Origin of the sequence: Rhodococcus sp. IEGM1428 (assembly GCF_050321865.1) — a bacterium.
Lineage (GTDB): Bacteria > Actinomycetota > Actinomycetes > Mycobacteriales > Mycobacteriaceae > Rhodococcoides.
The window spans coordinates 56779-70060 of sequence record NZ_JBNQFW010000001.1; the positions used below are offsets into that span (position 1 = coordinate 56779).

The window sequence follows — 13282 nt, forward strand, 5'->3', positions numbered from 1 at the left end:
ATCGACGTAAGAACTGTCCGCTTCAAGTACGTGTCCGTTACACGAGTTCGAGAGGGACCATTCGTGCCCGCTGAGAATGACGCCAAAGCCACCCTCACCTATCCCGGTGGCGAATACTCCATGTCGATTGCCGAGGCTTCCGAAGGCAACAACGGCATCGAGCTGGGAAAGTTGCTGGCCACCACCGGCTATACGACATTGGACGGCGGGTTCGTCAACACCGCATCGACCAAGTCGGCCATCACGTACATCGACGGTGACGCAGGCATCCTGCGCTACCGCGGATACCCGATCGAACAACTTGCGGGCAAGTCGTCGTTCATCGAGGTCAGCTACCTGCTGATCTACGGGGAGCTGCCGTCCGCAGATCAGCTCGAGACGTTCACCGACAAGATCCGTCGACACACCCTGCTGCACGAGGACCTCAAGCGGTTCTTCGACGGCTTCCCGCGCAACGCTCACCCGATGCCGGTGCTGTCGAGCGCAGTCAACGCGCTGTCGGCGTACTACCAGGATTCCCTGGACCCCAACGATCCGGCACAGGTCGAGCTGTCGACCATCCGCTTGCTGGCCAAGCTGCCGACGATCGCGGCATACGCCTACAAGAAGTCCGTCGGCCAGCCGTTCCTGTACCCGGACAACTCCAAGAGCCTGGTCGAGAACTTCCTGCGCCTGACGTTCGGATTCCCGGCCGAGCCGTACGAGGTCGATCCCGAGATCGTCAAGGCACTCGACATGCTGCTCATCCTGCATGCCGACCACGAGCAGAACTGCTCCACCTCGACGGTGCGCCTCGTCGGATCGTCGCAGGCCAACCTGTTCACCTCGATCTCCGGCGGCATCAACGCGCTGTGGGGCCCGCTGCACGGCGGAGCCAACCAGGCCGTGCTCGAGATGCTCGACAAGATCAAGGCCGAGGGCGGCGACGCCACGGACTTCCTGCGTCGAGTGAAGAACAAGGAAGACGGCGTCAAGCTCATGGGCTTCGGACACCGGGTGTACAAGAACTTCGATCCGCGCGCGACGCTGGTCAAGGAAACTGCGCACACGATCCTCGGCAAGCTGGGCAACGGCGACGAGCTGCTCGAGATCGCCCTCAAGCTCGAAGAGACCGCTCTCACCGACGATTACTTCGTCGAGCGCAAGCTGTACCCCAACGTGGACTTCTACACCGGCCTGATCTACCGCGCGATGGGCTTCCCGCCGCGCATGTTCACGGTGTTGTTCGCGATGGGCCGTCTCCCCGGCTGGATCGCGCACTGGCGCGAGCAGAACGAGGACACGACCGGCAAGATCGGCCGTCCGCGCCAGATCTACACCGGCTACACCGAGCGCGACTACCAGGACGTCAGCTCCCGCTAGCTCCCGCTGCACAACAATGCCGCCGACTCCTTCGGGAGTCGGCGGCGTTGTCGTATGCGGGCTGCGTATCCCGCCGAGTTCGCAGTTACGCAGGTGATATGGCCTGTTTCGTCGACATAACTGCGATCTCGGTGCGTGACGGCCGAGTTCGCGCGCCGAGTTCGAGGTTATGGACGGATTTGGGCCAGAATCCGTCCCTAACTTCGAGTTCGCGGCACCGTCAGGCGTCGAAGTGCCTGCGGTTCTTCAAGACCGGCAGTGTCTTTCGCACGGCGTCGACCATTGCGGTGTCGATGTCGATCGTCAGCATGCCGGGCGTCGCGTCCAGTTGCCCGAGAATCTCGCCGGTGGGAGAGCAGACGATGCTGTGTCCCACGCCCAATGGCGCATTTCCCTCGGCGGCAGCGGGTTCGGCTTGGTCGCAGGCTGCGATGAACGTCGTCGAATCCAAGGCGCGTGCACGGGCGAGCAGGGTCCACTGCTCGACCTTGCCGTCACCCGATCCCCACGATGCCGGAACGAGAACGAGTTCCGCGCCGAGGTCGCCGAGTTTCTGGAACAGCGCCGGGAATCGAATGTCGTAGCAGGTCGCGAAGCCCACCCGAACTCCGGCGATGTCCACCACCAGTGGGTCCGAACCCGGTGCGACAGTGTCGGATTCGGCGAATCCGAATGCGTCGAACAGGTGAATCTTGTCGTAGCTCGCCTCGATGCCGGGGCCGGTGACGAGCAGTGTGTTGGTCACCCGGTCATCCACGGCGGGGGTGAACATCCCCGCGACGACGGTGATGCCGGCGTCCGACGCGATGGAGCGCACCGCGTCGGCCCATTCGCCGTCGAGAGGCTGTGCGAACTTTCGGATGGGTCCGCCGAAGCAGCGCATCGTCGCCTCGGGAAACACGACGACGTCCGATCCGGCATGTGCGGCCGCACGGGCATGAGTGTCGATGAGTTCGAGGTTCTCGGCGGGGTGTTCGCCGCTGGTGATCTGGGCGAGGCTGATGCGGATGGACGAGCTCACGGTGTGACTCCTGGTGTCGTCGGAGGAAGACAGGTATACATATCGTATGCAGTCGCTGTCGGGGAGGGAGAAGGCGTATCTGTTCGTGCGCGATCAGGTGCTGTCGTCACCGGCCGCCACCGGCACTTTTCTCAACGAGCAGGAGCTCGCAACGCGAATCGGTGTATCGCGCACGCCGGTTCGTGAAGCGCTGCTGATGTTGCAGTCCGAGGGTCTGGTCGAGATGGTGCCCAAGCGCGGTGCGCACGTGCCGGCGATGTCCGGACGGCAGATCGGCGAACTGATGGATCTGCGCGGCGTGCTCGAGCGGCACGCGGCCACCCGAGCGCTGCGCGCCGGTGATGCTCCGATAGTGCAGATGCAGAATGCGCTGACGCAACAGGAATTGCTGATGAACTCGGGCGATGCGGATGCACCCAAGCAGTTCATCGACTGGGACGGCACGTTTCACCAGAGTCTGATCGATTCGGCGGGAAGCGATCTGCTCTCTCGTACGTATGCCGGCCTGCGAGCGCGCCAGCTTCGCGTGGGCTTGAGTGCGTTGTTCACCGCGGCCAACCGGCAGCATCGGGTGTGCGCCGAGCACCAGGCCATCATCGACGCACTGGGTGCGGGCGACGAGGGCCTGGTGCACGAGAAGATCGACGCTCACCTCGAGGTCACACTTCAGACTCTGCTGCGCGCGTAGCCTTTTCGTTCTCCTGGTTCAGGAGCACGTAGTGCTCGTCCTCGGTGGGGTCGGGGTTGCGCCCGAGTGCGAGGCCGACGAGTGTCACGGCACCGACGATCACGATGTATCCGGCGATCGGTACCCAACTGTCCGTCTTGTCCAACAGGTACACGAAGATCAGCGGTGCCATCGCTCCGCCGAACACTCCGGCAATCGTGTACGCCAACGAGCTACCCGTGGAGCGCAATCGCACGCTGAACTGCTCGGTGACGAATGCTGCCTGTGGCCCGTACATGAACGAGTGGAACGCCAGGCCCACAACAACACCCAGGATCAGCAGCGGTAGAGATCCTCCGCCGATGACGAGGAAGAAGATGGCGCTCCAGGCAACACCGCCCACGGCTGCGACGCCGTAGACGAGGCGCCGGTTGATGCGGTCGGAGACCGCTCCGGCGAGCGGGATCAAGCCGAGCTGGCATGCCGATCCGATCAGAATGGCCGTGAGAACCTCGCTGCGCTCGAAGCCCAACTTCTGGGTGCCGTAGGTGATCGAGAAGACCGTGAACAGTGCGTAGATGACGTCCGGGGCAACCCGAGACATGATGCCTGCCACCAGAGGACGGAGTTCGGTCTTGAACACCTCGCTGATCGGCGCTTCGGAGCGATCGCCGCTTTCCTGGAGTGCCTTGAACACCGGGGTGTCCTCGAGCTTCAGGCGGATCCACAAACCGAACCCGACGAGTACGGCCGAGAAGAGGAATGCAACACGCCATCCCCAGGACTCGAACTGCTGGTCGGTCAACGACAGCGTCAGGATTGCAAGTGCGCCGTTGGCGAGCAGATTGCCCGCCGGTGGCCCGATCTGTGCCGCGGAGGACCAGAACCCGCGCTTGCGGGGATCGCCGTATTCGCTGGAGAGCAGAACGGCACCACCCCACTCGCCGCCGACGGCAACGCCCTGGCAGAACCGCATGGTGACGAGAATGATCGGGGCCGCGATGCCGATGGTGTCGTATCCGGGGATCAAGCCGATGGCGAACGTCGTGACGCCGATCAACAGCAGGGTGATGACGAGAAGCTGTTTTCGGCCGATGACGTCGCCGAGTCGCCCGAAGACGAATCCGCCGACCGGACGGGCGATGTACCCGACGGCGTAGGTGGAGAAGGCGAGCAATGTGCCGGTCAGCGGGTCGCTGTCCGGGAAGAAGACCAGCGGGAACACCAGCGCTGCGGCGGCCGAGTAGACGGCGAAGTCGTACCACTCCAATGCCGTTCCGGTCAGGCTGGCGGCAAAGGCCTTGGCCAGGCCCTTTCTATCCACCGAAACTGGTTCGGTCATGACGACTCCTTCGTGTGCCTGGGATCACTCTATCCGTTGTACGTGCTCCATACTTGCTGTATACAAGACGTATGCGCAAGGCTTTGGGCGTATCGGAAACAGAAAATTTACGAGGAGAGGGTCCTTACTGATGCTCACATTCACGTTGCCCGACGGCACGACCGAGTCGGTAGAAGTGACCGCACTGCTCAATGCGGGCTATGCCGGTCGCAACCAGGAAGAGGTGGCGTCGCATATCGCCGAGCTGGCCGAACTGGGTGTTCCCGCTCCGACGGTGACCCCGGCGCTGTATCCCATCTCGCCGTACCTGGCGCAGCAGACCGATGCCGTCGCCGTCCAGCACGTTCGCACCTCGGGTGAGGCGGAATGGGCTCTGGTGATCCTGGGCGACACGATCGACGACGTGCTGCTCACGGTTGCCTGCGACCACACCGACCGTGACCTGGAAGTTCACAGCGTCGCGTGGAGCAAGAACGCGGCTCCCGACGTGCTCGGCACCGGTGCGTGGCGGTTGAGCGAGGTGGCCGACAGGCTGGACGACATCACCCTGACCGGGTGGGCCGACGGAGTGCTCATCCAGTCGGGAACGCTCGGTGATCTTCTCGCTCCGCAGTACTGGCTGGACGTGCTCACCGAACGTGGACTGTTCTCGCGTGGAACGGTATTGATCTCGGGCACCATCTCGATGCACCACGGGGTGAATCAGTTCTCCGATGCCTGGAAGGTGGAGATGGGCGACCCCGCAACGGGCAACACGTTGACCTGCGAATACAAGACGAATTTGATGCCAGCTCCAATTGGTTGACCGTCACGACGTAAAGTCGAAGCGGAATATGCCCAGAGCTTCACAGCCGGCGTCGGCGGGCCGGCATCAACCGCAGGAGACTTCAGTGACGAAGCCAGTGATCGAATTTCAGGCCGGACCGGCACCATTGGACCTGGTGACGGTCGACCTCGTCGAGGGTGACGGCGCAGAGGCAGTTGCAGGCGGCACCGTCGAGGTGCACTACGTCGGCGTCGAGTTCGATTCGGGCGAAGAGTTCGACTCGTCATGGAACCGCGGCGAATCCATCCAGTTCCCTTTGCGTGGATTGATTCAGGGTTGGCAGGACGGCATCCCCGGAATGAAGGTCGGCGGACGCCGTCAGCTCACCATTCCGCCGGAGCTCGCCTACGGCCCAGCCGGCGCAGGTCATCGCCTCTCCGGCAAGACGCTCGTGTTCGTCATCGACCTGCTGGACGTCAAGTAACAGCTCGTCGCACCCGCTCGGCTTCGCGGGTTGCCGAGGCATTCGCCGTTCCGCCTCGGGAACCTGCAAGCTTTGCCTGAATGTGTTCGGCCACGGTCACCGGTCGGTACCGGGGCACTGCGCCTGTCTCGATGCACGACGCCAACGGCGCGATCACCGCGTCGAGGTTGCCGTCGTGGAAGAAGGCCGCGGAACGCCTGCGCTGGATCGTCCCGCCCGATACCGGTGGCCGCACGCGATGCAGAGTCGACATCCACCGATCGTTGGTCAATCGGGCCGTCAGATCACCCAGATTCACCAGCATCGCGCCCTCGGCAGGCTGCACGTCGTGCCACAGCCGGTCGGTGCCGAGGACCTGCAGACCGGGCACCCGATCGGCCCACAGCACCGTCACCAATCCGTAGTCGGTGTGCTCGCTCATTCCGGTGAGTTCGCGCTCCGGTACCTCGGTGCCCGGATCGAGCGCGTAGTTGTTCATTCGCAGCGTGTCCAGTGACCGATCGGTGATGCGTGAGAACAGGTTCGGCGATTCCCCGAGGGCGTCGGCGAACACCCCGGTCAGCGTCCGGGCCACGCGGGCAGCTTCGGCGAAATACAGTTCGACGGCGTTCCGGAACCCGGCGGACTCGGGCCAGGTGTTCGGCTCACCGGTGCCGACGTTGAATGCCTCGAAGTAGTCGTTCATGCCCGATGCCGAATCGAGCCCAAGGCTCAGGCTCAGCGTTTCGCTCTTCGGTGCGGTGTAGCCGCGGTTGAGCTCGGGCGGGCAGATGTAGGCCGATTTCTGCGCTGGGTCGAGTCCGAAGAACGAATCCATCGCCGCTGCGAGCCCGTCAACGATCTCGTCTCGGATGCCGTGTCCCACGATCTGCATGAAACCGACTGTGCTGCATGCTTGGTCGACTTTCGATGCCACTCCCCGGCGCGCGGTCGCGTCGGCGTCCCGGGAGCTGTCACCCAGAACGTACGGCGAGATGTCGATGATGGGAACGGTGAAATCCGATGGCGAGTGCACGGGTCCATACTCCTCGCATCGAGCGGTCCCGCGGGTTTCTCCCGCGTAACGAATGCCGCGACCTAGCGAATCTGCAACTCCATCACCAGGCGCGCGCCGCCCAGTGGACTGTCGGCGAAGTAGACACGGCCACCGTGCAATTCGGCCTGCTGTGCAACCAGTGCCAGGCCGAGTCCCGACCCACCCTTGGCTGCCCTGGTGCCGCGCTCGAAGCGGCCGAACACCGATTCGCGTTCATCCACAGGAACACCGGATCCGTTGTCGTCGATCAGAACGCGCACTGTCGTGTCCACCCGTTCGGCGGTGATGACGATCGTGGTTGCGTTGCCGTGCCGGACGGCATTGCCGATCACGTTGTCGACGGCCAACCGCAGACCGGTCGGTAGTGCGCGCATCGTGATTTCGGAATCGGGAGCGGACTCCACGCGGATGTCGAGCTCGGGGTGCAGTCTCTGCGCGTCCTGGGCTGCGACGTCGCAGATGTCGATGATGTCGGTCTCGACTCTGTCGCCCTCACTGGACAGTTCACCCGACGCGAGTCGTTCCAGAGCGGTCAGCGTCGTCTCCACCCGTCCCTGCGTTCGCTCGAGGTCACCCAGAATCTCGCGTTGCTGCGCTGGCTCGAGGTCGAGGGTTCGCAGGACCTCTATGTCGGTGCGCATCGCCGTCAGTGGGGTGCGTAGTTCGTGTGCGGAGACGGCCGCGAAGTCGCGTGCGGTGTCGAGGGCGGCATTGGTGCGGTCCTGTGCCTCGTTGAGTCTGGTCAGCATGCCCCCGATCGCGACCGCGAGTGCGTCAGCCTCGGTGACGCCGGTGCGAGTCTCGGGAGCGGTCGGTGGCTGCGCGCTGACCTGCCGGGTCAGCGTCACCAGCGGTCTGACGGCTCGCCCGCCGAACAGCCAGCCCAGGCCCGTGGACACCGCGATCGCAACCAGCCCCAGCATCAGTACCTGTTTTTGTTGCTCGTCGGTCACCTGTTGCGCCTCGAGGGCCGGCACGCCGATCGAAATGGAGATGGTGGACACGATTGTCGATACTGCCGTGTAGACGCGGAACCGTTGACCGTCGACGTCGACGGTCTGCGATCCGGTGTCCAGCGCGGGCAGCCGCGTCGGTGTGGACGCGACCACGATGTCGCCGCTGCGAATGGTGACGGCGAATGCGCCGGAGAGTTGATCGATGAAGGCCTCCAACGTCGACGAATTCGGCACCAGCACCTGAGACGCTGTCGTCAACCGTTCGTCGAGCTGATTGACGTTGTTGCGGGAGATGGCGACCGAGGTGACCACCGCGAGTGCGGCGACCACGAGGGTGGCACCGAGGGCTGTGGCGGCAGCGACGCGGGCGCGCAGCGAGAAGCTCATGCGGCGTCTCGGACGACGAATCCGACGCCGCGGACGGTGTGCAGGATGCGCGGAGACCCATCGGATTCGAGTTTGCGACGCAGATAGCCGACGAACACGTCGACGACGTTGGTGTCGGCGACGAAGTCGTAGCCCCACACCAGTTCGAGCAATCGCTCACGCGTGAGGACCACGCCCTTGTTCCGAGCCAGAATTGCCAGCAGCTCGAATTCCCGCTTGGTCAGATCGATGTCGACTCCGCCGCGATGCACGCGATAACCGGGGATGTCGACCACGAGGCTCCCGATGGCCACCGCCGAGTTCGGCACACCCGAATCTGCCACCGGCACAACCGGATTGGTGCCACGCCGGCGCAGCATTGCGCGGATCCTCGCAACGAGTTCGGCCAGCACGAACGGTTTGGTGAGGTAGTCGTCGGCACCGGATTCGAGCCCGGCGATGCGATCGTCCACCGAGCTACGGGCACTGAGCACGCAGATCGGGATGTCGTTTCCCATCGCACGCAACGCGGTCACGACGCTGGCGCCGTCGAGTACCGGCATGTTGATGTCGAGCACGATCGCGTCGGGCGTGGATCTGGAAACCACGCCGAGTGCCTCCGCTCCGTCGGATGCGGTGATCACGGTGAACCCCGACAGGCGCAGTCCACGTTGCAGTGAGGACAGCACGTCGGCGTCGTCATCGACGACGAGGACGGTGGCGGGGGAACTCGACGATTCGGTCACCGGTCCATTGTGACGGTTCAGGCAACCCAGCTGTCGACGGTGGTTCGGCGTTCCTCGGGCGTCTTGGCGAAGAACTCCTCGAGTGCACTGCGGCGGCCGGTGTCGGCATCGAGTGACCAGGCGAGTGCCGGAGCCTTGGCGTAGAGCTGCTCGTAGTACTTCTCGAAAGTGCAGGTGCTGTTCACCAGGGAAAGAGCGCCGGGGAAGGGGCGGGTGTTCGTCATGATGATCTCCTTTTCTCTTCTGTGTTTCCCAAGGTAGAGGCCCATGTTGCGGCCTTGGTGAGCCGTCGTTGGCGATTCTCTGAGAATTGCGCGGAGCGAGGGTGCGGGTTGCACTCCGGACGGTTGGGTAAGACTGACACCATGTCGCTCGTATGGTTTCGCCGTGATCTTCGTCTGGGGGATCTGCCCACCCTCACCGCCGCCGCCGAGTCCGGAGATCCGGTACTCGGGCTGTTCGTGCTCGACGACCGCTTGCTGAAGCCCTCCGGCGGTCCACGCAAGGACTTCCTGTTTCGGTCCCTCGAGGCACTGAACGAGCAGCTCGACGGCAGGTTGATGGTGGTGCACGGTGACCCCGAGACGGTGGTCCCGAAGGTGGCAAAGGCGATCGACGCCGAGGACGTCCACATCAGTGCCGACTACGGCCCGTACGGTCGCGAGCGGGACAAGCGAGTGGGCGAGAAGGTGACCCTGGTCGAGACCGGGTCCCCGTATGCGGTCGCCCCCGGGCGGATCCTCAAGAACGACGGGGAGCCGTACAAGGTGTTCACGCCGTACTCGCGCCAGTGGCTGGAACACGGCTGGCGTGCACCGGCGGACACATCTGCGAAGACAGTAGAGTGGGTCGACCCGGACGAGGTCAAAGGTGTTCGGCGCGTGAAGATTCCTTCCGAGAAGGAGGCGTCCGACGCAGCAGCCGGTGAGGCCGCCGCGTCGAAGCAGTGGAAGGAATTTCTCGACGAGGTTGCTGCGTACGACGACGAGCGCAATCGTCCCGACCTGGATTCGACGAGCCGGATGTCGGTGCATCTGAAGTACGGAACCATTCACCCGCGGACGATGTTGGCCGACCTCGGCAAACTACGCAGCGAGGGGTCCGCGTCGTACCGTCGGCAGATCTGTTGGCGAGACTTCTACGGCGACATCCTATTTCAGCGTCCCGACAGTGCCCGGGAAAACTACGTCAAGAAGTTCGACGCGATCGAACTGGACTCGGGCAAGCACGCCGACGAGTTGTTCGAGGCGTGGTGCACGGGTGAGACGGGCTTCCCGATCGTCGATGCCGGTATGCGGCAGTTGAACTCGGAGAAGTGGATGCACAACCGGGTCCGCATGATCGTCGCGTCGTTCCTCGTCAAGGATTTGCACCTGCCGTGGTGGCGGGGTGCGCGCTACTTCATGCAGCATCTCGTCGACGGCGATCTGGCCAGCAACCAGCACGGCTGGCAGTGGACCGCGGGAACGGGTACCGACGCCTCGCCGTACTTCCGTGTGTTCAATCCGATCACCCAGGGCGAGAAATTCGACCCCACCGGCGACTACGTTCGACGCTGGGTGCCGGAGCTGCGTGGTGAAGAGGGTAAAGCCGTGCACACGTTGAAGTTCGGTCGCCCCAAGGGCTACGCGGAGCCGATCGTCGACCACAAGCATGAGCGTGAAGTGGCGATCGCACGGTTCAAGAAGCTGTAGCGGCTGCTATTTTCTGCGGGACAATCCGACTCCGACGAGGCAGATGACTCCGCCGACAACGGCGAGGTAGTGCGGAACCTCGCCCAACAATAGCCAGGCGAGAGTGATGGTGATCGGCGGCACGGCATACGTGGTGATGCCGAGCTTGCCTGCGTTCATTCTCGTCAGCGCGTAGGCCCACGTACTGAAGGCCAGTGCCGTCGGCACCAGGCCGAGGTAGATCAGTCCGCCGGTGGCACCGGTCGAGGCGGTCGACAGGTCGTCGAGCAGTGCCGGTGCGAAGGGCAGCGTGCACACCGCGCCGATGGTGCAGGCCATCCACGTGACCTGAAGTCCCGGGATCGTCCGTAGCACCGGCTTCTGGCTGAGTACTCCGATCGCGTAGGTCACCGCGGACACCAGACACAGTGCGATGCCGAGGAAGTCGGCGTCTGTCTTGGTGGTCGAGGTGGTGGTGACGGCGGTGACGACACCGACCATGACGGCCCCGGCGAACGCGATGCCTGCACCGATCACCAACCACCTCGGAAAGCCCTCGCCCAGAAGCAGACCCGCGAACAGGGCGACCAGAATCGGTCCGATCTGAATGATCATCGACGTCGTCCCGGCATCGACGCGTTGTTCGGCGGCATTGAGGGAGACGTTGTAGATGCCGAACCAGAAGACGCCGATGCTGATGATCTGCAGCCACTGGGTGCGGTTCGGCTTTACCCACCTTCTCTTGACGAGAACTATCGCGCCGAGTGCGAACGAGCCGATGAGTAGCCGGCCCAATGCCAGCGGGCCGGCACCGAAGGATTCGCCGACGCCGCGAATGGCCACGAAGGCCGAGGCCCACGAGACCACCGTGACGATGACCGCACCGAGGGCGAGCCAGTCGACGGCAGGACGGGTGTCGAGATCTGTCATGACGATGACGCTATCGCGCGGGACATCCCTGTGGCGCGCGGGTTTCGGCCATGGTTGCTCGTATTACCGCCGTCTATCTGCCGAGCAGCTTCTCCAGTGCATCGAGGACGGCCGGATCCTCGATGGTCGACGGCACGCCGTACTCCTCGCCTGCGACGATCTGGCGCATCGTCTTCCGCAGGATCTTGCCCGATCGGGTCTTCGGCAGCGCTCCGACGATCGTCACGTCGCGGAACGTCGCAAGGGCACCGATCTGATCGCGCACCATGGCGACCAGTTCGGTACGCAGCTGCTCCTCGGTGATGTTCTCCCCGGCTTTGAGTACTACGTAGCCGCTGGGGCGCTGGCCTTTCAGGTCGTCGTGGATACCGATGACGGCGCATTCGGCGACGGCGGGGTGGCCGGCGAGCACCGCCTCCATCGACCCGGTCGACAGGCGATGCCCTGCAACGTTGATGACGTCGTCGCTCCGCCCGAGTACGTAGACATAGCCGTCAGCATCGATGTAGCCGGAATCGCCGGTGAGGTAGTAGCCGGGGAACGTATCGAGATACGAACGCTGGAACCGTGATTCGTCGTTCCACAGACCTACCAGTGCGCCGGGCGGCAGTGGCAGCTGCACGACGATGTTGCCCTCGGTGCCTGCGTCCACCGGATTGCCCGACGCGTCGAGGATGCCGACCTGGAAGCCGGGTACCGGTACCGTCGGCGATCCAGGTTTGATCGGAAGTGGCTCCAGGCCGCGGAGATTGGCGCAGATCGCCCATCCGGTCTCGGTCTGCCACCAGTGGTCGACCACCGGACGGTCGAGCGTGCGCGAAATCCACTCGTAGGTATCGGGATCGAGGCGTTCGCCGGCGACGAACAAGGTCTCCAGAGACGAGACGTCGTACTTCTCGAGCTCGGCGGCGTGGGGATCGACCTTGCGAATGGCGCGCAGCGCAGTCGGTGCGGTGAACAGGGCGCGGACACCGTGATCCTGGATCACCCGCCAGAATGCGCCGGCATCGGGAGTGCCGACGGGCTTGCCCTCGTACAGAACCGTTGTGGCACCGGCGAACAAGGGTGCGTAGACGATGTACGAATGTCCGACGACCCAGCCGACATCGGACGCCGTCCACATCACCTGCCCGGGCCCCACGTCGTAGATGTTGCGCATCGACCACGTCAACGCGACAGCATGACCGCCGTTGTCGCGCACCACACCCTTGGGCTTTCCCGTCGTTCCTGAGGTGTAGAGGATGTACAGCGGATCGGTGGCCAGCACCGAAACCGGTTGTGCGGCGCTGGCGTCGGCGATGAGGGTGTCCCAGTCCAGCCACTCGTGGTCGCCGGGAATTCCCTCGCGCGACTTCACGATCACCGATGGCGTCTTCGCAGTGGTGAGAGTCAGCGCGCGTGCCACCAAGGGGAGGTATTCGATGACGCGACCGGGCTCGAACCCGCCACTGGCGGTGATCAGCAGTGTCGGTTCGGCGTCGTCGATGCGCGCTGCGAGCTCCTTGGCTGCGAAGCCGCCGAACACCACCGAATGCACTGCGCCGAGCCTGGCGCATGCGAGCATCGCGACGACGGCCTCGGGAATCATCGGTAGGTAGATCACCACGCGGTCGCCCGGCCCCACACCTTGCTCGCGCAGTACCCCGGCGAAGCGAGCGACCTGATCGAGCAGTTCGGCGTAGGTGTAGCTGCGGGTGAGACCGAGCATCGCCGAGTCGTAGATCAACGCGGTCCGGTCGCCGTGCCCGGCATCGACGTGCCGATCGAGGGCATTGAAGCAGGTGTTCAGACGGGCCCCGGGAAACCAGTGCGAGCCGTCGAACGCACTGGTGGGAGGGGTATCCCAGTCGATTTCTGCCGCCGCAGACAGCCAGAATTGTTCACGCTTGTCGATGCTGTCGTCGAACGCCTGCCGATACTCGCCACTCATGCC

13 protein-coding genes are annotated in these 13282 nt (G+C 64.0%); 5 read left to right on the plus strand and 8 right to left on the minus strand.

Annotated features, from left to right (window positions below; genetic code table 11):
* Positions 1 to 63: 63 nt before the first annotated feature.
* Complete coding sequence (locus tag ACQR3T_RS00325; protein WP_032377399.1) at positions 64 to 1362, plus strand: citrate synthase; 1299 nt, start codon at positions 64 to 66, stop codon at positions 1360 to 1362.
* Between the two features lie 220 nt (positions 1363 to 1582).
* On the opposite strand, the gene ACQR3T_RS00330 is transcribed toward ACQR3T_RS00325, so the two are convergent.
* Complete coding sequence (locus tag ACQR3T_RS00330) at positions 1583 to 2383, minus strand: carbon-nitrogen hydrolase family protein (protein WP_155293073.1); 801 nt, start codon at positions 2381 to 2383, stop codon at positions 1583 to 1585.
* 46 nt (positions 2384 to 2429) lie between these two features.
* Between ACQR3T_RS00330 and ACQR3T_RS00335 the strand changes: the two genes are divergently transcribed.
* Complete coding sequence (locus ACQR3T_RS00335; RefSeq protein ID WP_428692177.1) at positions 2430 to 3071, plus strand: GntR family transcriptional regulator; 642 nt, start codon at positions 2430 to 2432, stop codon at positions 3069 to 3071.
* Here ACQR3T_RS00335 and ACQR3T_RS00340 read toward each other — a convergent pair.
* Positions 3043 to 4392 (minus strand): MFS transporter, encoded by a 1350-nt coding sequence (locus ACQR3T_RS00340; RefSeq protein ID WP_032377396.1) that lies wholly within the window; start codon positions 4390 to 4392, stop codon positions 3043 to 3045. The genes ACQR3T_RS00335 and ACQR3T_RS00340 overlap by 29 nt on opposite strands.
* Positions 4393 to 4522: 130 nt before the next feature.
* Between ACQR3T_RS00340 and ACQR3T_RS00345 the strand changes: the two genes are divergently transcribed.
* The gene (locus tag ACQR3T_RS00345; RefSeq protein ID WP_428692178.1) at positions 4523 to 5197 is read left to right on the plus strand and encodes a DUF2848 domain-containing protein; all 675 of its coding nucleotides are present in this window, start codon (positions 4523 to 4525) and stop codon (positions 5195 to 5197) included.
* An 85-nt stretch (positions 5198 to 5282) separates the two neighbouring features.
* Entirely contained in the window at positions 5283 to 5642 is a 360-nt protein-coding gene (locus tag ACQR3T_RS00350; protein WP_032377394.1) for an FKBP-type peptidyl-prolyl cis-trans isomerase, read from the plus strand.
* On the opposite strand, the gene ACQR3T_RS00355 is transcribed toward ACQR3T_RS00350, so the two are convergent.
* The 4 genes from ACQR3T_RS00355 to ACQR3T_RS00370 form a co-directional block, all read right to left on the minus strand.
* Complete coding sequence (locus ACQR3T_RS00355; RefSeq protein ID WP_428692179.1) at positions 5635 to 6657, minus strand: isopenicillin N synthase family dioxygenase; 1023 nt, start codon at positions 6655 to 6657, stop codon at positions 5635 to 5637. The genes ACQR3T_RS00350 and ACQR3T_RS00355 overlap by 8 nt on opposite strands.
* 62 nt (positions 6658 to 6719) lie before the next feature.
* Positions 6720 to 8021, minus strand: coding sequence for a sensor histidine kinase (locus tag ACQR3T_RS00360; RefSeq protein ID WP_428692180.1), 1302 nt, complete (start codon positions 8019 to 8021; stop codon positions 6720 to 6722).
* Positions 8018 to 8746 carry a response regulator transcription factor gene (locus ACQR3T_RS00365; protein WP_037175543.1) on the minus strand — a complete coding sequence of 243 codons (729 nt, stop codon included), beginning with the start codon at positions 8744 to 8746 and terminating at the stop codon, positions 8018 to 8020. Before ACQR3T_RS00365 ends, ACQR3T_RS00360 begins: the two co-directional genes overlap by 4 nt.
* A 17-nt stretch (positions 8747 to 8763) precedes the next feature.
* Positions 8764 to 8970, minus strand: a complete 207-nt coding sequence (locus ACQR3T_RS00370) for a hypothetical protein (RefSeq protein ID WP_032378310.1) — start codon at positions 8968 to 8970, stop codon at positions 8764 to 8766.
* A 141-nt stretch (positions 8971 to 9111) separates the two neighbouring features.
* Between ACQR3T_RS00370 and ACQR3T_RS00375 the strand changes: the two genes are divergently transcribed.
* A complete protein-coding gene (locus ACQR3T_RS00375) occupies positions 9112 to 10440 on the plus strand; it encodes a cryptochrome/photolyase family protein (RefSeq protein ID WP_428692181.1) in 1329 nt (442 codons plus the stop codon).
* 6 nt (positions 10441 to 10446) lie between these two features.
* Here ACQR3T_RS00375 and ACQR3T_RS00380 read toward each other — a convergent pair whose 3' ends face one another.
* Both ACQR3T_RS00380 and ACQR3T_RS00385 read right to left on the minus strand, forming a co-directional pair.
* Positions 10447 to 11349, minus strand: coding sequence for a DMT family transporter (locus tag ACQR3T_RS00380; RefSeq protein ID WP_032378309.1), 903 nt, complete (start codon positions 11347 to 11349; stop codon positions 10447 to 10449).
* Positions 11350 to 11422: 73 nt separating this feature from the next.
* Positions 11423 to 13279 carry a propionyl-CoA synthetase gene (locus ACQR3T_RS00385; protein WP_428692182.1) on the minus strand — a complete coding sequence of 619 codons (1857 nt, stop codon included), beginning with the start codon at positions 13277 to 13279 and terminating at the stop codon, positions 11423 to 11425.
* Between the last annotated feature and the right edge of the window lie 3 nt (positions 13280 to 13282).

Excerpts from the sequence above, each read along its gene's own strand:
- ACQR3T_RS00335 (WP_428692177.1), top strand. The coding sequence starts at position 2,430 with ATGCAGTCGCTGTCGGGGAGGGAGAAGGCGTATCTGTTCGTGCGCGAT.
- ACQR3T_RS00340 (WP_032377396.1), bottom strand. The coding sequence starts at position 4,392 with ATGACCGAACCAGTTTCGGTGGATAGAAAGGGCCTGGCCAAGGCCTTT.
- ACQR3T_RS00345 (WP_428692178.1), top strand. The coding sequence starts at position 4,523 with ATGCTCACATTCACGTTGCCCGACGGCACGACCGAGTCGGTAGAAGTG.
- ACQR3T_RS00360 (WP_428692180.1), bottom strand. The coding sequence starts at position 8,021 with ATGAGCTTCTCGCTGCGCGCCCGCGTCGCTGCCGCCACAGCCCTCGGT.
- ACQR3T_RS00370 (WP_032378310.1), bottom strand. The coding sequence starts at position 8,970 with ATGACGAACACCCGCCCCTTCCCCGGCGCTCTTTCCCTGGTGAACAGC.
- ACQR3T_RS00375 (WP_428692181.1), top strand. The coding sequence starts at position 9,112 with ATGTCGCTCGTATGGTTTCGCCGTGATCTTCGTCTGGGGGATCTGCCC.
- ACQR3T_RS00380 (WP_032378309.1), bottom strand. The coding sequence starts at position 11,349 with ATGACAGATCTCGACACCCGTCCTGCCGTCGACTGGCTCGCCCTCGGT.
- ACQR3T_RS00385 (WP_428692182.1), bottom strand. The coding sequence starts at position 13,279 with ATGAGTGGCGAGTATCGGCAGGCGTTCGACGACAGCATCGACAAGCGT.